We start from the raw sequence: 18831 nt of genomic DNA, 5'->3' as shown, positions 1-18831 counted from the left end.
TGAGCGGGGCGGCGCTGTCTACGCAGTGGCAATTCCGCCGTGCGGGAGAACGCGCTTTTCGGCGCGGCGGCCATTCAGGACCACGCCGATGAAAGTGAAGCGCACCAGCAGATGATAGCTCGCCAGCATCACGGGAATTGCAACGGCGAGAATGATTGTGAACTTGATCAGCCCGGGCCAGTCGAGTTGCGACAGCGCGACCTGGAGCGCCATCACGATCGGCATGTGGATCAGATAGAGCCAGTAGGAGGCATCGGCGAGGTAGCGCCGGGTCGGGCTGAAGCCCGACATGAAGCGGAGCGCAAGGCCGATGGCCGCGAAGGTCGCAATCCATATTGCGGGCGCGTAGAGGATGGCGGAGGCAAGCCTGAGCGTCGCGAAACTGACCGGCAATTTCGGCGCGCCCGGCGCAGACAACATCACACCCGCGAGCACGAAGCTGATCAGGATCAGGACGACCGCGAGCAGGAGGTGCGGCAACCAGCGTCGCTCGATGAGGCGCAGCAGATCGACCTGCCGATGCAGCAGCCAGCCGACGGCGAATGCGGAGCCAAAGCCGATCCAGGCCTGTGCGTTGGTGATGAGCGATTGATCCGGCGTCCTCACGCCCATCACGTTGATCCAGCGTTGGTCGAGACAGAATGCGATACCGATCGGGATCGCCGGAACCAGGGGGGCCAGCGGACTTCTCATGATCCCTGCGAAGACGCGGTCAATCACCGCTCGCCACGTGCCTGATGCATCGAGCCAGACAAATGCGCCGCGCAGCAGCAGCATGGCGACATAGAGCTCGAGCAGCACATAGATGAACCAGAGATGGGCCAGGGGGAAATTCGGCAGCACCGGCGGCCAGCTGCGGGACCAGCCGCCATTCGGGAAATGCGACGCCCAGATCGCGATGAGGCTCATCGGCGTGAACAGGATCGGCCAACCGATCACGAGCGGCAGCCCGATCCTCTGAAGCCTGTCCCGGACGAAGCCCTGGGTGCCCCGGCGATGAAAGCTCATGCGGGCGAAGAAACCGGCCATCAGGAAGAAGGTCGTCATCCGGAAGACGTGGATCGTGAAGGTCAGCAGGCCGAGCAGCAGGCTTGGATGGGTGTCCTGGATGAACCAGAACCGGGGCGTGGCAGGCACGAACGACATTGCGGCGTGCAGGACGATGCCGAGCAACAGGGCGCCGCCTCTGAGCGCATCGAGGGCATGGAGCCGTTCCGATGCGGGAGCGGCGGTGGTCGAAGCAGACATGGATGCGCTCATTCCGGTTGGCGAAAGGTTTCCGCCAGACAATCTGCCGAATCGGGGCGCGGCCCTCTCGCCCGATCCAAAAATCGGCTAGCCGATTTCTCGACGCGGTTCGCGGATGTCAGCCCTATCCGGCCGGCTCAGCGCCTCGCGCCGGAATTCGGTCGGGGTTACGCCGGTCTCGGCCTTGAAGGCGCGGTTGAAAGGTCCGATCGACTGGAAACCCGCATCCATGGCGATGGTCAGCACCGGGACCTCCCGCTGCGTCGCGTCCGAGAGCGCCAGCCTGGCATCCTCGATGCGATAGCGGTTCAGGAACGCATTGAAGTTCCGATAGCCCAGCCCTTCGTTGATGGCCTGGCGCAGCCGGTGCTCGGGAACGTCAAGCCGCGCGGCGAGCGCCCCGATCGCGAGGCCTTCCTGCCGGTAGCTTCGTTCCACGGTCATCAGATGGTCGAGACGCCGCAGCAGGATCGGGTCGACGGCGACCCGGGGGTCGACGGCGACCCGGCCCGTGGAAGCACGATCGGCCCCGCGTCCGCCGCCGGATGCGATCGCCGCGGTGGCGTCGTTGACAGGCACGACCGGCTGCGTGGCGAAAGTCCCCAGTCCGGCGATCATGGCCACCACGAACAGGGCGAGCGCGGTCGGCAGACTGCCGGGCGCGCCGGGGACCGCGACGGGAATTGCGGCGAAGCCGACACCGGCCACGACCACGATGAGCCCGACATTGATCGCCAGCATCGCTAGCCGCAGCCGACGGCGGCGCGCGACCAGATCGGCACGCCAGGTCTTGACCGTCTGGACCGCGGCCGCGAGAGCCAGCGCCAGATTGACCAACGCCAGGCCTCGCCCGCCGGCCCCGGCCAAAGCGGGCGAGTAGGCCCAGCCCAGCGTGAGCGCAAAGCCGAAGGCCACGATGCCAAGCCAGAGGCCGCCGTGCCATCGCCTGAGCACGAAATCGTCGTCGAACGCCGCGCGCGCCCACAGCCAGAACACGAGGGGTTGCGCGGACAGGATCGGCAACACCCACCACCATGACGATTTGGGAAAGAACGGGGCGGTCGCGATGGCGTAAAACACGCCACCGGCGGACATGGCCATGCCAAGCAAAGCCTGCTGACTGCCGGCTCGACGCAGCAGCGCCACGAAAATGATCAACAGGAACACGCCGCTCGTTGCGCCGCGAAGACCGAGATCGATGGCCGTGAGCCCCATCACGCCCTGCCGTCTCCATTGGGGAGCTCAACTCTCGCATCGCCTTCGCGCGTGCACAATCTAAACTTGCGCTTTTGGCGGTGTCGACAACCATCATCGCAACTTGAGCAGTTGATCCAGATCAACGCGTTAGCGGCCCTGCTGCATTTAAATTGCAGCAAGGCAACGGCCCGGATGCCGTCCCGATTCCTATACCTTTCAAAGAGACCGAATATGTCGGCCCCTGACGACGGGACTTCGCGCGTGCGCCGCAAGCGCATGGAGATTTTCGCTTTCCTGTTCCTGACCGCGGTCGTGATGCCCGTCCTCGCGGTCGGAACGGTCGGCTCATACGGGCTCGGCGTCTGGATCTATCAGATGTTCGCCGGCCCTCCCGGCCCGCCGCCCTCCCCGCATTGACCCCCGAACAGCGAAAGACAGGCATCATGGCCCAATCCACACTCAACCGCCGCGCACTGATCACCGGCCGGGTGCTCACCGCCGACCGCGTCGTCGCGCCGCCAGGCTACGAGATCGCCAGCATCATCGTGCAGGCGCGCCCCGAACGCCTCGACGCGCTGGAAGCGGAGATCGCAGCACTTCCCGGCTGCGAAATTCACGGACGAGACCCGCGCGGAAAACTCGTCGTCGTGACCGAAGCGCCGGACGCCGGCAGCCTCGGCACCCTGCTCAACACCATCCAGTCGCTGCCCAACGTCTATTCCGCGGCGCTGGTCTTCCACGCCATCGAAACCGCCTAAGGGACGGGAGAGCCATCATGACATCGCCGAAGCTCGACCGCCGCCAGATCCTGAAGCTCGAGGCCGCCGCGATCGCGGCCGCCGCTGCGGGCATGCCGGCACCTGCTCTCGCCGCCAATCTCGTCGCCGAGCGCGACAACAGCGAACTGAAATGGGACAAGGCCGCCTGCCGCTTCTGCGGCACCGGCTGCTCCGTGATGGTCGCGACCAAGGACAACCGCGTCGTCGCCACCCACGGCGACATCAAGGCCGAGGTCAATCGCGGCCTCAATTGCGTCAAGGGCTACTTCCTTTCCAAGATCATGTACGGCCACGACCGGCTGACGCAGCCGATGCTGCGCAAGACCGGCGGCAAGTACGACAAGAACGGCGAGTTCACGCCCGTGTCCTGGACCGAAGCCTTCGACATCATGGAGGTGAAGTGGAAGGAGGCCTTCAAGAAGCGCGGGCCGAACGGCGTCGCCATGTTCGGCTCCGGGCAATGGACGATCTGGGAAGGCTACGCGGCTTCGAAACTGTTCAAGGCCGGCTTCCGCACCAACAACATCGACCCCAACGCGCGGCACTGCATGGCCTCCGCCGTCGCCGGCATGATGCGCACTTTCGGCATCGACGAGCCGGCCGGCTGCTATGACGACATCGAGGCGACCGACGCCTTCGTGCTGTGGGGCTCCAACATGGCGGAGATGCATCCCATTCTGTGGACGCGCCTCGCCGACCGCCGGCTGTCCGCGCCGCATGTCCGCGTCGCCGTGCTGTCCGCCTTCGAGCACCGCTCGTTCGACCTCGCCGACATCGGCATGGTGTTCAAGCCGCAGACCGATCTCTACATCCTCAACGCCATCGCCAACCACATCATCAAGACCGGCCGCGTCAACAAGGACTTTGTTGCCGCGCATACCATCTTCCGGCGCGGGCAGACCGACATTGGCTATGGATTGCGGCCCGAGCATCCGCTCCAGAAAAAAGCAACCGGTGCGGCCAAAGCCAACGACTCCACCGAGATGAGCTACGACGAATACGTCAAATTCGTCTCGGACTACACGCTGGAGAAGGCGGCCGAGATGTCCGGCGTGCCGCTGAACCGGCTGGAGGCGCTCGCCGAGCTCTACGCGGATCCGAAGACGAAAGTGGTCTCGTTCTGGACCATGGGCTTCAACCAGCACACCCGCGGCGTCTGGTGCAACAACCTCGTCTACAACATCCATCTCCTGACCGGAAAAATCTCCTCGCCCGGCAACAGCCCGTTCTCGCTGACCGGCCAGCCTTCGGCCTGCGGTACCGCGCGCGAGGTCGGCACCTTCTCGCACCGCCTGCCCGCCGACATGGTCGTCACCAACAAGGCGCACCGCGACCACGCCGAGCATCTCTGGCTGCTGCCGGAAGGCACCATTCCCGACAAGAACGGCGCCCACGCCGTGCTGCAAAGCCGGATGCTGAAGGACGGCCTGATCAACGCCTATTGGGTACAGGTCAACAACAACCTCCAGGCCGGTCCCAACGTCAACGAGGAGACCTATCCGGGCTTCCGCAACCCCGATAATTTCATCGTGGTCTCGGACGCCTATCCGTCGGTGACGGCGCTGGCCGCCGATCTGATCCTGCCGACCGCGATGTGGGTGGAGAAGGAAGGCGCCTACGGCAATGCCGAGCGGCGCACGCAGTTCTGGCACCAGCTCGTCAACGCGCCCGGCGAGGCCAAGTCCGACCTCTGGCAGCTCATGGAGTTCTCCAAACGCTTCAAGATCGAGGAGGTCTGGCCGGAGGAGCTGATCGCCAAGAAGCCGGAGGTTCGCGGCAAGACACTGTTCGACGTGCTCTACAAGAACGGCCAGGTCGACAAGTTTCCGACCTCGGAGATCGAGGAAGGCTACGCCAACGCGGAATCCAAGGCGTTCGGCTTCTACGTGCAGAAGGGACTGTTTGAAGAGTACGCCTCGTTCGGCCGCGGCCACGGTCACGACCTTGCGCCGTTCGAGGCCTATCACCGCGAGCGCGGCCTGCGCTGGCCCGTCGTCAACGGCCAGGAAACCAAATGGCGTTTCCGCGAGGGCAGCGATCCCTACGTCAAGCAAGGCACCGACGTGCAGTTCTACGGCTATCCCGACGGCAGAGCGCGCATCTTTGCCCTGCCCTACGAGCCGCCGGCGGAATCGCCCGACAACGAATATCCGTTCTGGCTCTCGACCGGCCGCGTGCTGGAGCACTGGCATTCCGGCACCATGACGCGCCGCGTGCCCGAGCTCTACAAGGCGTTCCCCGAGGCCGTCTGCTTCATGCATCCCGACGACGCGTCGGAAGCAAAACTCCGGCGCGGCGACGAGGTGAAGGTGGAATCCCGCCGCGGTTTCATCCGCGCCCGCGTCGAGACGCGCGGCCGCGACCGGCCGCCGCGTGGCCTCGTATTCGTGCCGTGGTTCGACGAATCCAAGATGATCAACAAGGTGACGCTGGACGCCACCGATCCGATCTCGCTGCAGACCGACTACAAGAAATGCGCCGTGCGCATCGAGCGGGTGAACCTGTCATGATGAAACGATTTGGCATAGCCCTGCTCGCGGTCGCGATCGCCGCGGGCGCGAGCTCGCTGACCGCGCAGACGGTGACGTCAGGCCTGCGCGGCCCGGCCCCGCTCAATGACGAGGGCCCGGCGCCGCCGATGCTGCCGAACCGCAACACGTCCGAGAAGGAAACGCGGAACTATCCCGAGCAGCCGCCGGTGATCCCGCACACGATCGACGGCTACCAGATCGACCTCAACGGCAACAAATGCCTGTCCTGCCATGCGCGGGCACGCACCGCGGAATCGCAGGCGCCGATGGTCTCGATCACGCATTTCATGGACCGCGACGGCCAGTTCCTGGCCTCGATCTCGCCGCGGCGCTTCTTCTGCACGGAATGCCACGTGCCGCAGAACACCGCCACGCCGCCGGTGAGCAACGATTTCATCGACATCGACACGCTGCTGTCGCGCGCCAGCCCCGGTGGCCGACGATGACGACGGCCGCTGACGAGCCCAAGGGAAAGGTGGAAGCCAAGCGTAGCTTTATCCTGCGCTGCTGGGACTTCGCGGTCGAGCTCTGGCAGGTGCTGATCCGGCCGAGCTCGGTGTTCGGGCTTGGCGTGCTGGTGCTCGCGGGCTTTGCGGCCGGCGTGATCTTCTGGGGCGGCTTCAACACCGCGCTGGAACTGACCAACACCGAGAAGTTCTGCACCGGCTGCCACGAGATGAAGGACAACGTCTACGCCGAGCTGAAGTCGACCATCCACTTCACCAACCGTTCCGGCGTGCGCGCGACCTGCCCGGACTGCCACGTCCCGCACAACTGGACCGACAAGATCGCCCGCAAGATGCAGGCCTCCAAGGAGGTCTGGGGCAAGATCTTCGGCACCATCGACACCCGCGAGAAATTTTTGGACCACCGGCTGGAGCTCGCCGCGCATGAATGGGCGCGTTTCAAGGCCAACGATTCCCTGGAATGCCGCAACTGCCACAGCGCCGATTCCATGGACATCACCAAGCAGTCGCCGCGGGCCTCGGTCGCGCACCAGCGCTTCCTGTTCACCAAGGAAAAGACCTGCATCGACTGCCACAAGGGCATCGCGCACCACCTGCCCGACATGCGCGGCGTTCCGGGGTGGCAGTAGGGGCGGCGCCGCCGCTTGAACCGGCGGGGGAATGGTTAGTTTTGAGGGACGGCGAATCGCCTCGTTTCGCCCCTTCTCAAGACAGATATGGCCACTTTCACCCCGCATCAGGATGCCGCGCTCAAAGCCGTTGGCGACTGGCTCAAGGCAAAACCAGGCCGCAACGGCACGCCGCCGGTGTTCCGCCTGTTTGGCTTTGCCGGCACCGGCAAGACCACGCTGGCGCGGCACATCGCCGAAGGCGTCGACGGCGAGGTGAAGTTCGCCGCCTTCACCGGCAAGGCCGCGCTCGTCATGCGCAACAAGGGTTGCGACGAGGCCTCCACCATCCACTCGCTGATCTACCGCGCCCGCGAATCCGGCGAGGAGCAGCCGAGTTTCGAGCTGTGGGACGATGCGCCGGCCTCCAAGGCCAAGCTGATCGTGATCGACGAATGCTCGATGGTCGACGCCGAATTGGGCCGCGACCTGATGTCGTTCGATTGCCCGCTGCTGGTGCTGGGCGATCCCGCGCAGCTGCCGCCGATCCAGGGCGGCGGCTTCTTCACCAACACCGAGCCCGACGCGATGCTGACCGAAGTGCATCGCCAGGCCCAGGATGATCCGATCGTGCGGATGTCGATGGACGTCCGCGAGGGCCGAGAGCTCGACATCGGCCGCTACGGCGAGAGCGAGGTGGTGTCGCGGAAAGAGCTCGACCCGGACCGCGTCATGGGCGCCGACCAGGTGCTGGTCGGCCGCAACAACACGCGCCGCGCCTACAACATGAGGGTGCGCCAGCGCCAGAACATCGAGGACGTCTTCCCGGTCGCCGGCGACAAGCTGGTGTGCCTGCGCAACAACCGCAAGAAGGGCCTGTTCAACGGCGGCCTGTGGCGCGTGAAGTCGCGCAACACCTCGCGCTCGAAATCGCGCATCCTCAGCATGCGGCTGTCGCCGGATGAAGACTTCGGTCACAAGGTGACAAAAGTCTCGGTGCGCGCCGATTGCTTCGAGGGCGGCGTCGAGCAGATCGCCTGGGAGCAGCGCAAGCCGTACGACGAGTTCGACTACGGCTATGTGCTGACCGTGCACAAATCGCAGGGCTCGCAATGGGACGACGTCGTGCTGTTCGACGAGAGCTTTGCGTTCCAGGATAGCCGGGCGCGGTGGCTGTACACGGGGATTACGCGGGCGGCGAAGCGGTTGAGTATCGTCGTGTGAAGCTGCCGTAGGGTGGGCAAAGGCGCAACGCGCCGTGCCCACCGTCTCTCCACACATTCAATAAAAATGGTGGGCACGCTTCGCTTGGCGCACCCTACGGCACCGCAAATGAGGCGTGGCTTTCGCGTCTGACACGCACCCGCTCACTTCCCCGCCACAAAATAAAAATCCTCGCGTCCCGGCGGCGAGCCGTATGAAAACGGCTGCTGCTCGTGCTTGGTGGCGGACCAGACGTCGTCGCGGACGATGTCGAACAGTTTCCGGATCTCGACCTTCGGGACCTTGATCTCGCGGGCGAGCGCGGTGGCGAAGGGGCTGTCGGCGCCGCCGTCGCCGTCCAGCGCGGTCTCGCCGTGCTTGGCGGCGTAGACCACCATGAAGCCGGCGCCGGGCTCGATGTTGGAAAAGCCCTTGTCCACCAGCTTGAGCGACAGCGTGCGCTGCATGGCCGGCGCAAAGGGATTGTCGCGGCAGGCATCCAGCATCACCAGACGCACTTTTCTCGCAGCGCCCACCGCGGCGATCACCTGCTCCAGCGCAACCGCCTGGGTCTCGGCGTCCCTGTCGGCGGCAAGCTTGGCGTCGACAGGGACGAGATAGTTCACGCCGCCGATCTCGAAACCGTGGCCGGCGTAATAGACCACCGCCCAATCCGCATTCTCGGCTTCGGTGGCAAACGTCTGCAACGCTTCGAAGAACTTGTCGCGGGAGAGGTCGCTGACGGAGATCACGGTCTGGAAGCCGACATCGCGCAACACGTTTGCAATCATTTTCGCGTCGCGCGGCGGATTGGGCAAGGCGTGGACGTTCTTGTAGGCGCCGTTGCCGATCACGAGCGCCACGCGGCGCCCGGTGGACCCGGCCGGCGCCTGCGGCGTCAGTGCGGCCAGGCGCTCCTGCGCGATGGCGCGGGCGCGCGCGACGTCGGGCTCGTCGAACCTCGTCAGCGAATAGGCCGCCGCGCGGTAGTCGGCGCGGGCCTGGGCGAGATCTTTCCTGCGCTCGTAGATCTGGCCGCGGCCGGAATGGGCGCGCACACTGTTCGGATTGAGCTGGATGACCGTGTTGTAGTCCTTCAGCGCGGCGTCGAGGTCGCCCTTCATCACGTTGACCTCGGCGCGATTGTTGATCGCGAAGGTATTCCTCGGCTGCTTCTGGATCAGGCCGTCGCAGTCGGCGAAAGCCTGGTCGTACTTGCCCATCATGCCGTAGGTGATGCAGCGGTTGCCGGCGATCTGCGGCGCGGCCGGGTCGATCTTCTCGGCTGCCGCGAAGTCGGCAATCGCGCCGTCGAAATCCTTGTTCAGCGTGCGCATGCGGGCACGATTGGTCCAGCCGAGCAGGAACGCGGGCGTGTATTTGATCGACAGGTTGAAGTCGTCGAGCGCGCTTTGCAGCGCGCCCCGGCGCAGATGGATGGTGCCGCGATTGTTGTAGGCATAGCCGAAATTCGCGCGCTTCTGGATGGCGAGATTGTAGTCGGCCATGGCAAGATCGTCCTCGCCCTTGCGCTCGTGGGAAAGCCCGCGCAGGTTGATGGCGCCGACATTGTCCGGATCGAGATCGATCGCGGACGACAGCGCCTCGATGGCGCGGTCATAGTCGCGCTTGTTGATCAGCGCATTGCCACGCACGACGAGCGCGAGCGACTTGTCCTTGCCGCCGAGCTTATCGGCCTTCAACAAATTGTCGCAGGCCGTCGCGCGGGCCTGGGCCTCCGCCTGGCGGTCGCGACAGGTGGCGAGGTCGTCGCCGGCTTGCGGCTCGGCCGCGGCGATGGCGGCATTTGAGATCAGGATGGCCAGGGTCAGGGGAATGACGCGCAGCATGTTGTCAGGTCAGCTCCAGCCACCACATATTGAGTCGAGCGCCGATCGCGCGCGTTCATCTAGCCCGGAGTTCCCGGCCTCGCCAAGCCGCACTATCTGAGGCTATTTTTCACAGACTCGTGTCCGTTTCCCCGTAACAATCGCCGTCTGCGCCCGTATCTCAGATGTCCGAAAACGCGGCCAAACAGGCTGTTCGCCCGTCCCCGGCCGCCCTACACTGTCAGACCCTTCCGAAGAGGATCGCCATGCGCCGCACCGCCCTCGCCTCGCTGCTCGCCGCCACCACCGCACTGACGCTGGCCTTCGCCCTGCCGTCCAGGGCCGCGGAGGATGCGGTCGTGATCCCCGCGCCCACCGTGGATGCGGCGCCCGCAACCGGGATCCAGACCGCCGTCATCGCCGGCGGCTGCTTCTGGGGCGTCCAGGGCGTCTTCCAGCACACTGCCGGCGTTGTCAACGCAGTCTCCGGCTATGCCGGCGGCACCAAGGCGACGGCCGATTACCAGACGGTCTCGAGCGGCCGGACCGGCCATGCCGAGTCGGTCGAGATCAAGTTCGACCCGAAGAAGATCTCCTACGGCAAGATCCTCCAGATCTACTTCTCGGTGGCGCACGACCCGACCCAGCTCAACCGCCAGGGCCCCGACACCGGCACGCAATATCGCTCGGCGATCTTCACCACCTCCGACGAGCAGAAGAAGGTGGCGGAGGCCTATATCGCCCAGCTCAACGGCGCCAAGGTATTCAGCAAGCCGATCGTGACCAAGGTCGGCGCGCTGGAAGCGTTCTACCCGGCGGAGGCCTATCACCAGGACTACCTGACGCTGCACCCGAACCAGCCTTACATCGCCTACAACGACATTCCGAAGGTCGAGAACCTCAAAAAGCTGTTCGCGGATAACTACATTGAAAAGCCGACGCTGGTGAGCGCCAGCAAGGCCACCAACTGATCGCAAGATCACCGAAACAAGTTCACCAAACAGACGGGAGACCCATGCCCGACACCAAGACGAAAACCACCGACGACAAGGTCATCAAGAGCGAAGAGCAGTGGCGGCGCGAATTGTCGCCGATGCAGTACGCGGTGCTGCGCGAGAAGGCGACCGAGCGTCCCTTCTCCGGCGAATATGAGCACGACCACCGCGCCGGCACCTATGTCTGCGCCGGCTGCGGCAATGTGCTGTTCGAGTCCGATGCCAAGTTCGATTCCGGCTGCGGCTGGCCGAGCTTCACCCAGCCCGCGGTCGAGAGCCATATCGACGAGGAGCACGATGCCAGCCACGGCATGATCCGCACCGAGGTGCTGTGCTCCAAGTGCAGCGGCCATCTCGGCCACGTCTTCCCCGACGGCCCCGGCCCGAACGGCCTGCGCTACTGCATCAACTCGGCCGCGCTGAAGCTCGAGCCCAAATAACATTGCGCGCCGCCCGGTTCCGTCATGGAACCCGGCGGCGCGATGTGCTTTTCTCTTCTGGCGGTGCAGCCGATGCGCGCAATCCGGCGGCCGCCAGGGAGGATGCCATGACGCTTGGGACCATCCTGATCATCCTGGTGATCATCTATCTGCTGGGCGGCATGTCCGGACGGTTCGGTGGTTATGGCTATGGCATGGGCCACTCCGGCATGGGGATCGGCGGCGTCGTGCTGGTGGTCCTGGTCGTGCTCTTGCTGCTTGGCAAACTGTAAACCATCTAACATATTGAAATTACTTGGTTTACGGCGCTTGCGGAGCTGCCATGCGCGGATTCATCATCTCCCATCGCGGGGGTCGCATTTCTGTCAAAACGGCCTATATTAGAGAGCGAAAATGACATGTGCGGCGGGCCCACTCGATGGTGGCCCCTGCCTTTCAAAACCCCACGCGCTTAAAGCCCCAGACAAGATCACGAGGTCTTTGACCATGCGTCCACTGCGTCCGTTCAACTTCAACACCTCCGCCGAGCTCTTCCCCGCCGCGATCCGCAAGAAGAAGCGCGCGGGCTTTACCTACCGCCGGTTCGGCACCGCGGCCGAAGCCGTGCAGTTCGCGATGGAGCAGTTGCCGACGGATTCGCTGAACGGCGCCTATCTCCAGGTCGAGGAAGCGCGCTTCGACCAGAACGGCATCCGCTCGCTCTATGAGAGCGAAGCCTTCCCGCTGCCCCGCCGCCCCCGGCCGGCGCCGGCCGCCGAGACCGACGCCGACGCGGCGTAAGTTTTCGCCAAGCCCGATATGCGCTGAAGGCGCGATGGCCGAAAGGCCGTCGCGCTTTTTGCTTTTTGGGGCGGTGCTCTCTCTCTTCCCTCTCCCCGTTCTTACGGGGAAAGGCGAAGCAAGAAGCGCCACGCTAAATCCGCGGCTGCTTGTCAAGCCAGCGGCGCAGCAGGCGGACGTTGCGCATGTTGGCGCGGAACATGACGTCGAAGGCATCGCCCGCGAACGGCACCATGCCGACCACGCCGTCGACCGCGACATTGCCGAGCATGCGCGCGGTGAGATACCACGGCGCGCCCAGCGCGCGGGCCTCGCGCACCAGCCACAGCGAGATCGCGGTGGTGATGATGTCGCCGACGACCGGGATCAGCCCGATCAGGCCGTCGATGCCATAGCGGATATTCGTGCCGGGCAGGATGAAGGCGACATCGAGCAGCTTTGCGATCGCCTCGATCCGCGCCACCCGCTGCTCCCGCGTCAAATTGCCGAACGGGTTCCCAGCGAACTGACCGTCTTTACCGAACTCGAAGCGAAACTCGCGAAACCCCTGCTCCAGCGTTTCGGGACGGATCTCATGGCCGTCCTGGTCGATGATCGGCCCGCGCGCTTCGGTCCCCGAAAACGGCCCGCGCGGGCGGGCCCCGGAACGGGGTCGATGCGGAGCAAGAATGTCGTCATCGGGCATGGCCATGGCCTTTGGAGAACGCGCCGGTGTGGCGGAAGTTGCCGCGCCGCGCCCGAACGCCGCGCGTTCAGGTCTGAGCCGCAGCCGGCTGCGGCTCCTCGACATATCTATGCACGAGCCAGGATGAAAGCACCGCCGGCACGAATCCGACGAGGCCGTACAGGATGAATTGCAGCGCGCCCGAATCCGGCCCGCGCGAGCTGTAGGTCAGCGACGCCAGCACGAAGGCGAACAGGCCGACCAGGATCATCCGCAGCGCCGGGCCGATCCGGCGGACATGGATCAGGATGTCGTCGACCGCACCGATCATCAGCGAGGGCAGGAAGCCGAACAGATAGCTGTATTGCAGCGATTTGAAGAACACCGCGAACAGCTTGCCAACCTCGCTGAGGTTGGTCTGGGCCCAATAACCGGACTGATAGGTCGTCGTCAGCAGCAGCAGGAACCCGCCGACGAACGGACCGACCAGCGCAAACACCAGATAGCGTTTCATCAAGCATCCTCATCCTTCGCCGCTGTTATAGCAGCGACGCGGGAACCTTGAATAGCGGGGCACCGGCCCGTCCTGGCGGGAACAAGCGGCAAGGCGACGAGTTCAGACAGGACTGAAATTCATACCAGCAGTCAGATTGGAGTTTGTCGATGTTCCGGAAACCCGTCCTTATGGCGACGCTCGCCCTGACAGCCCTGAGCGGCATGTCGCTCACGCCTGCTCTCGCGCAAGGCCACATGGGTACGCCGCAGGAGCAGAACGCCTGCTCGCGTGACGCCTCGCGGTTCTGCCGCAAGGACCTCGGCAATGACGGCGCTGTGCAGGCGTGCCTGCAGGCCAACCGGGCGAAGCTGTCGAAGTCCTGCAGCAAGGTGTTTCAGAGCCACGGCATGTAAGGCCGGGAACGATCCCCGTCGCACGGAGAGTGAAGCCATGTTGCGCGACGAGCAGCTCTCGATCCTGCGGGACATCAGCCAGTCGGTCGCCTTTGCCGACGACCGGCACGGCAAGATCGGCGAGCTGATCGCCGACGGCTACGTGATGAAGGATGGCGATCTGTTCGAGCTCACTGCGAAAGGCGTCACTGCCGTCGAGGAACACCCCGCAGCATCAGGCGCGAGCGATGCGGAAGAAGCGAGCGCGTCGTCCGATCGGTTGATCTGATCTCGCGCCGCATGCTGCGTGACGGACACGCAACAACTGCGAATTCATTCGAGCGGACCATTGCAGCGGCGTGACAATCGCGCATACTCGAATCGGGCGGCGCAGCACTTTTCGATTCGAACACCACGAGAGATCGAGCGACCACATGCGGGACCAAAGTTCCCGGCGTGAAGGCTGTGACATGCGGCAGATCAAGCCGCGTGCGGCGCCCCAAAACCAAGTGGTTCAAACCACGGAACTCGGGGACGCATTCGTCATGACACGCTACACGACCATCGTTTCGCTCTTCGCTTTCGCAACCACCGCCATCGTACTCCAGACATCGCCCGGCCTCGCCTTCTCGTCCGAAGCACAGCAGATGTGCACGGGCGATGCGATGCGGCTGTGCTCCAGTGAGATTCCAGACATCTCCAGGATCAGGGCCTGCATGGTGCGGAACAAGGCGCAGGTCAGCCCCGGCTGCCGCGCCGTGATGGACCGCGAGCACGCCGCCGCGCGCAAGCGGGAGGCCGCGGCGCAATAGGCCGGTTCAATCCCGATCGGAGCGTTTGAGAGTTCGATTCACCTCTCTCGTCGAGCGAGGTGAACATCGGTCGCGCGCCGGCCCTAGTCGCCCCATTGCGCGAACGCGTCGTTGAACGCGCGCTCGCCGGGGGCGCCCTTCTCAATGGCGATGATGGCGCGGCGCTGGTTGGCGTAGACCAGCGGCACGTCGAACCATGAGCGCTCCTTCAGGAGCTGGACGTTGCGGGCGCGGTCGGCGTCGACATTGGAGAGGCCGACCAGGAAGAAGCCGTCGGTTACCTTGACCGCGAGCCCCGCGAGCGGCGTGCCGCGCGCCTGCTCGTTCGACTTCATCAGGATACCCGGCACGTTGGCGACGCCACCGCCCGGAAAATCCGGCGGCAGGATGAAGGTCAATTCCGCGGTGTGGCTCGCCGGCAGCGACGAGTCGGTGTTGCGGCGGAACGACATCGTCATCTTGAACTTGCGGTCCGGGATCTCGATGTCGGCGCGCACGGCGACGTCGGCCTTCTGGTTGCCCGAGGCCTTGATCGGCTCGAGCCGCCACACCACCGAGCCGACATATTGCTTGCCCTTCGGGTCGGACGGATCCTCGTCATAGAGCACGACCTTCTGCGCCACCGGCGCGACCGGCTGGTCGCTGGCCGAAGGCTGGCCGACGCGATCCGGAATCTTGGGCTTGCTCTGCGGCTGGGCCGGATCCTTCGGCGCCTCCACCACCTGGGTCGGCGAGGACTTGAACAGGCCGCTCACGGTCTGGATCAGGGGCTTGCCCCAGAGGATGCCGGCGCCGACCAGGATCAGCACGATGCCGACGGCGATCGCGCTCTTGAACGGGAAGGCGGAGCCGGTGCGGGCGCGCTTCTTGGCTTCGCGCTCGGGCGCGACGCGCGAACGCGGCGATGGCGGCTGCGGCGTGTAGCGCTCGGCCTCCTCGATCGACTCGTCGTAGGAATAGGGCGCGTCCTGCTCGCCGGCGCGATTTTCCAGGCTCGGCTCCAGCCGGTCGAACTCTGGCGACGGCGAGGGCACATTGGCATAGGTGCGACGCGCGGCGCGGTTGGCCTGCGCGGCAGCGCCGCCGAGATCGTTCACGTCGGCGGTGATGTCGCGAAAACCGCGTACGCCCGGTGCCGGCGGCTGAGGCGGCGGCGGCCCGACATCGGGCGGACGGCGCCCGGGCGGGCGATCACGTCCGGCCGGCGGAGCAGCCGGCGGCTCCGGCATCGGCGGCGCTGCCGGGGGACCCGGCTGGCGCGGCGCGTCGAAGCGCGGGGCCCGCGGCGCGCGCGGGGCGTCGCCCTGGTCATCGACATTGAAGGACGGGCGGTCGGCACGCGGCGGCGGCGGAGCCGGACGGGTGCGCGGAGCGGCCGGCTGAGACGGCGGCGGGTTGCCTTCGGCGGCGCGGGTGCTGGCCCGGCGGAAGGCGTCACCGCTGCCGCCGCTGCGGGCGCCGCCACCGGGACCGGGGCGCGAGGCCTCCCGGGCGCGCTGGGCGGCCTCCGATTCGACCTTGCGGACGGCCTCTTCCAGCGACAGCCGTTCGCGGGTGATCTCGGATTCGGAGAGCGGCGGCTGCACGCTGCGGAGCTGCGCGATCAGGGCCGTGCGCGCGCGCTCATAGAGCGCGCGACGGCTTTCGCCGGGAGCGTTGGGGTCCAGGGCGGAAATAGCGCGGGCGATCAGCGGATAGTAATCAGCCATTTCAACTCAACTAGCGCACGTCCCGGTAAGATATCGTTAAGCCTCAAACGGATTTTGCACCAGAATAGTATCCTCGCGTTCGGGGCTGGTGGAAAGCAGTGCGACCGGGCACCCCACCAATTCCTCGATCCGGCGGACATATTTGATGGCCTGGGCCGGCAGGTCCGCCCAGGAGCGGGCATTGGCGGTCGGCTCCTTCCAGCCCTCGATGGTCTCGTAGATGGGCTCGACCCGGGCCTGGGCGCCCTCGCCGGCCGGGAAGTGGTCGATCTCCTTGCCGTCCAGCTTGTAACCGGTGCAGACCTCGATCGTGTCGAAGCCGTCGAGGATGTCGAGCTTGGTCAGCGCCAGGCCGTTGATGCCGCAGGTCCGGACCGCCTGGCGGACCAGCACGGCGTCGAACCAGCCGCAGCGGCGCGGACGGCCGGTGTTGGTGCCGAACTCGCGGCCGCGCTCGCCGATCTTGCGGCCCGTCTCGTTGTCCTGCTCGGTCGGGAACGGGCCCTGGCCGACGCGGGTCGTATAGGCCTTGCACAGGCCGAGCACATAGCCGACCGCACCGGGACCGAGGCCCGAGCCGGTCGCGGCCTGCGCCGCCACCGTGTTGGACGAGGTGACGTAGGGATAGGTGCCGTGGTCGACGTCGAGCAGCGCGCCCTGCGCGCCCTCGAACAGCATGCGCTTGCCTTCGCGCCGCTTGATGTCGAGCAGCCGCCACACCGTCTCGGCGTAAGGCAGCAGCTCCGGCGCCAGCGCGGTCAATTCCTTCAGGATCACCTTGCCGTCGAACTCCGGCAGGTTGAGGCCGCGGCGCAGCGCATTGTGATGCGCCAGCAGCCGGTCGATCTTGTGCGGGAGGGTGTCGAGATCGGCGAGGTCCATCAGGCGGATGGCACGGCGGCCGACCTTGTCCTCATAGGCAGGTCCAATGCCGCGGCGGGTGGTGCCGATCGCGGTTGCCGCATTGGCGGATTCGCGGTGCGCATCGAGCTCACGGTGCAGCGGCAGGATCAGGGTGACGTTCTCGGCGACGCGCAGATTGTCCGGGGAGACCGCGACGCCCTGCGAGCGCAGCTTGGTGACCTCGTCGAGGAAGGCCTGCGGATCGAACACCACGCCGTTGCCGATCACCGACAGCTTCTGGTCGCGCAGCACGCCGGAAGGCAGGAGCGCGAGCTTGTAGGTCTTGCCGGTGATGACCAGCGTGTGGCCGGCGTTATGACCGCCCTGGAAGCGGACGACGATGTCCGCCTGCTCCGACAACCAGTCGACGATCTTGCCCTTCCCTTCGTCGCCCCACTGGGCTCCGACGACGACAACGTTGGCCATTCGCGGGTAATCCTCTGAAGATTTTAGATGCGCCAGCCCAGCTGACGGCCGGAGCCGTTCGCACGCGAGGCAGCCAACCGGATAAAGGAAGCAGCCTCTCTAGGCAAGCAAGAACGGGGCTTTTTCGGGGCTCAAGAGGCACTTTAAGCCTTTGATATCCCCGGAAAATCCAGAAACGTTCCGGATGGCTCGGCAGCCTTCCACCAAAGAGTGAGGCGCTTGTCTGCCGCTGCATGGTCGCGATGCGTCCGCCCCCGTTGATGCAGGCTCGATTTCCGTGTCTTTGGGGAGCCGCCGGGCTATCTGCCGGCCCGACCTCGCCGGGCCGGGGCTCCGGCGCATGCGGGGCCATAACAATCACAATGTCCGCCACCGGCCAGACCACCGGCTCCGAATCATCCAGTCACAGCTGGATCGCCAACCAGCCTTATTTGCTGCTCAGCATCACCGCGATGTGCTGGGCCGGCAATGCCATCGTCGGACGGCTGGCCGCCGGCCACATTCCGCCGGTGACGCTGTCGTTCCTGCGCTGGACCTTCGCCTTCCTGCTGGTGCTGCCGTTCGCCTGGAAACATCTCGCCCAGGACTGGCCCGCGATCCGCAGCAGGCTCGGCCTGATGATCGTGCTGTCGATCACCGGCATCGGCGCCTTCAACACGCTGCAATATTGGGCGCTGGAACATACCCAGGCGCTCAACACGCTGCTGCTGCAGTCGGCCGCGCCGCTGGTCGTGGCGCTGTGGTCGCTGGCCATTCTCGGCGTCCGCCTCACGGCGGCGCAGGCGTTCGGCGTGCTCCTGTCGATGTGCGGCGTGCTGACGATCCTGCTGCATGGCGATTTCACCACGCTGTCGAACATCGCGTTCAACAAGGGCGATCTCATCTTCATCGTCGCGCTGATCATCTTCGCACTGTATTCGGTGCTGACCCTGAAGCGGCCGCCGATGCACGGCCTGTCGTTCCTCGCCTTCACCTTCGGCGCCGGCGCCGCCTGCCTCATCCCGCTCGAGATCTGGGAATTGTCCGCGCGTCCGGTGATGAAGCTCGACGGGCCGAATTTGCTGACGCTGTTCTATGTCGCGGTGTTCCCGTCGACGCTCGCCTATCTCTGCTTCAATCGCGGCGTGCGCCTGATCGGCGCCAACCGCGCCGCGCCGTTCTTTCATGTCGTGCCGGTGTTCGGCTCGATCATGGCGATGGCGTTTCTGGGCGAACACCCGCAGGCGTTCCATTTCATCGGCTTCGCGCTGGTGCTGGCCGGCGTGTTCGTGGCGTCAAGGAAGCAGGCGACGTAGTCACCGCTTCGAGCCGAGTACACCGCTGCCTGTTCACCTTCCCCTGGAGGGGGAGGG

General features: G+C 65.4%; 21 protein-coding genes. 14 read left to right on the top strand and 7 right to left on the bottom strand.

The annotated features are described in order from the left end of the window. Window positions 1-18: 18 nt before the first annotated feature. Both BJ6T_RS11455 and BJ6T_RS11450 read right to left on the bottom strand, forming a co-directional pair. Window positions 19-1248 (bottom strand): acyltransferase family protein, encoded by a 1230-nt coding sequence (locus tag BJ6T_RS11455; RefSeq protein WP_014492514.1) that lies wholly within the window; start codon window positions 1246-1248, stop codon window positions 19-21. Window positions 1249-1335: 87 nt separating this feature from the next. Beyond that, window positions 1336-2463: an AraC family transcriptional regulator gene (locus BJ6T_RS11450; protein ID WP_014492513.1), complete on the bottom strand. Its 1128-nt coding sequence runs from the start codon at window positions 2461-2463 to the stop codon at window positions 1336-1338. A 213-nt stretch (window positions 2464-2676) separates the two neighbouring features. On the opposite strand from BJ6T_RS11450, the gene napE reads away from it, so the two are divergent. The 6 genes from napE to BJ6T_RS11420 all read left to right on the top strand — a co-directional run bounded on the left by napE (window position 2677) and on the right by BJ6T_RS11420 (window position 8054). After that, window positions 2677-2862, top strand: a complete 186-nt coding sequence (napE, locus tag BJ6T_RS11445; protein WP_014492512.1) for a periplasmic nitrate reductase, NapE protein — start codon at window positions 2677-2679, stop codon at window positions 2860-2862. 26 nt (window positions 2863-2888) lie between these two features. After that, entirely contained in the window at window positions 2889-3203 is a 315-nt protein-coding gene (locus BJ6T_RS11440) for a chaperone NapD (protein WP_014492511.1), read from the top strand. A 17-nt stretch (window positions 3204-3220) separates the two neighbouring features. Further along, on the top strand, window positions 3221-5734 hold the full coding sequence (napA, locus tag BJ6T_RS11435) for a nitrate reductase catalytic subunit NapA (protein ID WP_014492510.1): 2514 nt from the start codon (window positions 3221-3223) through the stop codon (window positions 5732-5734). Then, entirely contained in the window at window positions 5731-6201 is a 471-nt protein-coding gene (locus tag BJ6T_RS11430; RefSeq protein ID WP_028170240.1) for a nitrate reductase cytochrome c-type subunit, read from the top strand. Before napA ends, BJ6T_RS11430 begins: the two co-directional genes overlap by 4 nt. Then, window positions 6198-6851 (top strand): NapC/NirT family cytochrome c, encoded by a 654-nt coding sequence (locus BJ6T_RS11425; RefSeq protein ID WP_014492508.1) that lies wholly within the window; start codon window positions 6198-6200, stop codon window positions 6849-6851. The genes BJ6T_RS11430 and BJ6T_RS11425 overlap by 4 nt, the downstream gene beginning before the upstream one ends. A gap of 87 nt (window positions 6852-6938) precedes the next feature. Continuing rightward, complete coding sequence (locus tag BJ6T_RS11420) at window positions 6939-8054, top strand: ATP-dependent DNA helicase (protein ID WP_014492507.1); 1116 nt, start codon at window positions 6939-6941, stop codon at window positions 8052-8054. Window positions 8055-8197: 143 nt separating this feature from the next. Here the strand turns inward: BJ6T_RS11420 and BJ6T_RS11415 are convergent, their stop codons facing one another. Next, window positions 8198-9883 (bottom strand): caspase family protein, encoded by a 1686-nt coding sequence (locus BJ6T_RS11415; protein ID WP_014492506.1) that lies wholly within the window; start codon window positions 9881-9883, stop codon window positions 8198-8200. Between the two features lie 245 nt (window positions 9884-10128). On the opposite strand from BJ6T_RS11415, the gene msrA reads away from it, so the two are divergent. The 4 genes from msrA (at window position 10129) to BJ6T_RS11395 (ending at window position 12077) form a co-directional block, all read left to right on the top strand. Further along, on the top strand, window positions 10129-10833 hold the full coding sequence (gene msrA, locus BJ6T_RS11410) for a peptide-methionine (S)-S-oxide reductase MsrA (RefSeq protein WP_014492505.1): 705 nt from the start codon (window positions 10129-10131) through the stop codon (window positions 10831-10833). 44 nt (window positions 10834-10877) lie between these two features. Continuing rightward, window positions 10878-11297, top strand: coding sequence for a peptide-methionine (R)-S-oxide reductase MsrB (msrB, locus tag BJ6T_RS11405; protein WP_014492504.1), 420 nt, complete (start codon window positions 10878-10880; stop codon window positions 11295-11297). 107 nt (window positions 11298-11404) lie between these two features. Continuing rightward, the gene (locus tag BJ6T_RS42865) at window positions 11405-11569 is read left to right on the top strand and encodes a DUF3309 family protein (protein ID WP_014492503.1); all 165 of its coding nucleotides are present in this window, start codon (window positions 11405-11407) and stop codon (window positions 11567-11569) included. A 214-nt stretch (window positions 11570-11783) separates the two neighbouring features. Beyond that, window positions 11784-12077 (top strand): hypothetical protein, encoded by a 294-nt coding sequence (locus BJ6T_RS11395; protein ID WP_014492502.1) that lies wholly within the window; start codon window positions 11784-11786, stop codon window positions 12075-12077. A gap of 133 nt (window positions 12078-12210) precedes the next feature. Here BJ6T_RS11395 and BJ6T_RS11390 read toward each other — a convergent pair whose 3' ends face one another. Beyond that, window positions 12211-12768: a DUF4112 domain-containing protein gene (locus BJ6T_RS11390; protein ID WP_028170239.1), complete on the bottom strand. Its 558-nt coding sequence runs from the start codon at window positions 12766-12768 to the stop codon at window positions 12211-12213. Window positions 12769-12829: 61 nt separating this feature from the next. Continuing rightward, complete coding sequence (locus BJ6T_RS11385; RefSeq protein ID WP_014492500.1) at window positions 12830-13255, bottom strand: DUF5413 family protein; 426 nt, start codon at window positions 13253-13255, stop codon at window positions 12830-12832. A gap of 170 nt (window positions 13256-13425) precedes the next feature. Here BJ6T_RS11385 and BJ6T_RS11380 point away from each other — a divergent pair, with 170 nt between their 5' ends. The 3 genes from BJ6T_RS11380 to BJ6T_RS11370 all read left to right on the top strand — a co-directional run bounded on the left by BJ6T_RS11380 (window position 13426) and on the right by BJ6T_RS11370 (window position 14441). Then, entirely contained in the window at window positions 13426-13650 is a 225-nt protein-coding gene (locus BJ6T_RS11380) for a cysteine rich repeat-containing protein (RefSeq protein ID WP_167541720.1), read from the top strand. A 37-nt stretch (window positions 13651-13687) separates the two neighbouring features. Further along, window positions 13688-13918, top strand: coding sequence for a hypothetical protein (locus tag BJ6T_RS11375; RefSeq protein ID WP_014492498.1), 231 nt, complete (start codon window positions 13688-13690; stop codon window positions 13916-13918). A 256-nt stretch (window positions 13919-14174) separates the two neighbouring features. After that, on the top strand, window positions 14175-14441 hold the full coding sequence (locus tag BJ6T_RS11370; RefSeq protein ID WP_028161001.1) for a hypothetical protein: 267 nt from the start codon (window positions 14175-14177) through the stop codon (window positions 14439-14441). Between the two features lie 83 nt (window positions 14442-14524). Here BJ6T_RS11370 and BJ6T_RS11365 read toward each other — a convergent pair whose 3' ends face one another. Together BJ6T_RS11365 and BJ6T_RS11360 are read right to left on the bottom strand one after the other, a co-directional pair. Further along, window positions 14525-16150, bottom strand: coding sequence for a hypothetical protein (locus tag BJ6T_RS11365; RefSeq protein WP_014492496.1), 1626 nt, complete (start codon window positions 16148-16150; stop codon window positions 14525-14527). Window positions 16151-16186: 36 nt separating this feature from the next. Next, window positions 16187-17479, bottom strand: coding sequence for an adenylosuccinate synthase (locus BJ6T_RS11360; RefSeq protein WP_014492495.1), 1293 nt, complete (start codon window positions 17477-17479; stop codon window positions 16187-16189). Window positions 17480-17841: 362 nt separating this feature from the next. On the opposite strand from BJ6T_RS11360, the gene BJ6T_RS11355 reads away from it, so the two are divergent. Then, the gene (locus BJ6T_RS11355) at window positions 17842-18774 is read left to right on the top strand and encodes a DMT family transporter (RefSeq protein ID WP_014492494.1); all 933 of its coding nucleotides are present in this window, start codon (window positions 17842-17844) and stop codon (window positions 18772-18774) included. The last annotated feature ends 57 nt before the right edge of the window (window positions 18775-18831 follow it).

The sequence above is a fragment of the Bradyrhizobium japonicum USDA 6 genome, assembly GCF_000284375.1.
In the GTDB taxonomy this organism is placed as follows: domain Bacteria; phylum Pseudomonadota; class Alphaproteobacteria; order Rhizobiales; family Xanthobacteraceae; genus Bradyrhizobium; species Bradyrhizobium japonicum.
Note: the sequence above shows the minus strand (reverse complement) of the source record. Positions and strands in the feature narration are given on the sequence as shown.

Coding starts and splice junctions, on each gene's coding strand:
- BJ6T_RS11370 (WP_028161001.1), top strand. CDS start 14,175: ATGACACGCTACACGACCATCGTTTCGCTCTTCGCTTTCGCAACCACC.
- msrB (WP_014492504.1), top strand. CDS start 10,878: ATGCCCGACACCAAGACGAAAACCACCGACGACAAGGTCATCAAGAGC.
- BJ6T_RS11395 (WP_014492502.1), top strand. CDS start 11,784: ATGCGTCCACTGCGTCCGTTCAACTTCAACACCTCCGCCGAGCTCTTC.
- BJ6T_RS11360 (WP_014492495.1), bottom strand. CDS start 17,479: ATGGCCAACGTTGTCGTCGTCGGAGCCCAGTGGGGCGACGAAGGGAAG.
- BJ6T_RS11365 (WP_014492496.1), bottom strand. CDS start 16,150: ATGGCTGATTACTATCCGCTGATCGCCCGCGCTATTTCCGCCCTGGAC.
- BJ6T_RS11385 (WP_014492500.1), bottom strand. CDS start 13,255: ATGAAACGCTATCTGGTGTTTGCGCTGGTCGGTCCGTTCGTCGGCGGG.
- BJ6T_RS11380 (WP_167541720.1), top strand. CDS start 13,426: ATGGCGACGCTCGCCCTGACAGCCCTGAGCGGCATGTCGCTCACGCCT.
- BJ6T_RS11375 (WP_014492498.1), top strand. CDS start 13,688: ATGTTGCGCGACGAGCAGCTCTCGATCCTGCGGGACATCAGCCAGTCG.
- BJ6T_RS11440 (WP_014492511.1), top strand. CDS start 2,889: ATGGCCCAATCCACACTCAACCGCCGCGCACTGATCACCGGCCGGGTG.
- BJ6T_RS11420 (WP_014492507.1), top strand. CDS start 6,939: ATGGCCACTTTCACCCCGCATCAGGATGCCGCGCTCAAAGCCGTTGGC.
- BJ6T_RS11455 (WP_014492514.1), bottom strand. CDS start 1,248: ATGTCTGCTTCGACCACCGCCGCTCCCGCATCGGAACGGCTCCATGCC.
- napA (WP_014492510.1), top strand. CDS start 3,221: ATGACATCGCCGAAGCTCGACCGCCGCCAGATCCTGAAGCTCGAGGCC.
- BJ6T_RS11450 (WP_014492513.1), bottom strand. CDS start 2,463: ATGGGGCTCACGGCCATCGATCTCGGTCTTCGCGGCGCAACGAGCGGC.
- msrA (WP_014492505.1), top strand. CDS start 10,129: ATGCGCCGCACCGCCCTCGCCTCGCTGCTCGCCGCCACCACCGCACTG.
- BJ6T_RS11425 (WP_014492508.1), top strand. CDS start 6,198: ATGACGACGGCCGCTGACGAGCCCAAGGGAAAGGTGGAAGCCAAGCGT.
- BJ6T_RS42865 (WP_014492503.1), top strand. CDS start 11,405: ATGACGCTTGGGACCATCCTGATCATCCTGGTGATCATCTATCTGCTG.
- BJ6T_RS11355 (WP_014492494.1), top strand. CDS start 17,842: ATGTCCGCCACCGGCCAGACCACCGGCTCCGAATCATCCAGTCACAGC.
- BJ6T_RS11430 (WP_028170240.1), top strand. CDS start 5,731: ATGATGAAACGATTTGGCATAGCCCTGCTCGCGGTCGCGATCGCCGCG.
- BJ6T_RS11390 (WP_028170239.1), bottom strand. CDS start 12,768: ATGGCCATGCCCGATGACGACATTCTTGCTCCGCATCGACCCCGTTCC.
- BJ6T_RS11415 (WP_014492506.1), bottom strand. CDS start 9,883: ATGCTGCGCGTCATTCCCCTGACCCTGGCCATCCTGATCTCAAATGCC.
- napE (WP_014492512.1), top strand. CDS start 2,677: ATGTCGGCCCCTGACGACGGGACTTCGCGCGTGCGCCGCAAGCGCATG.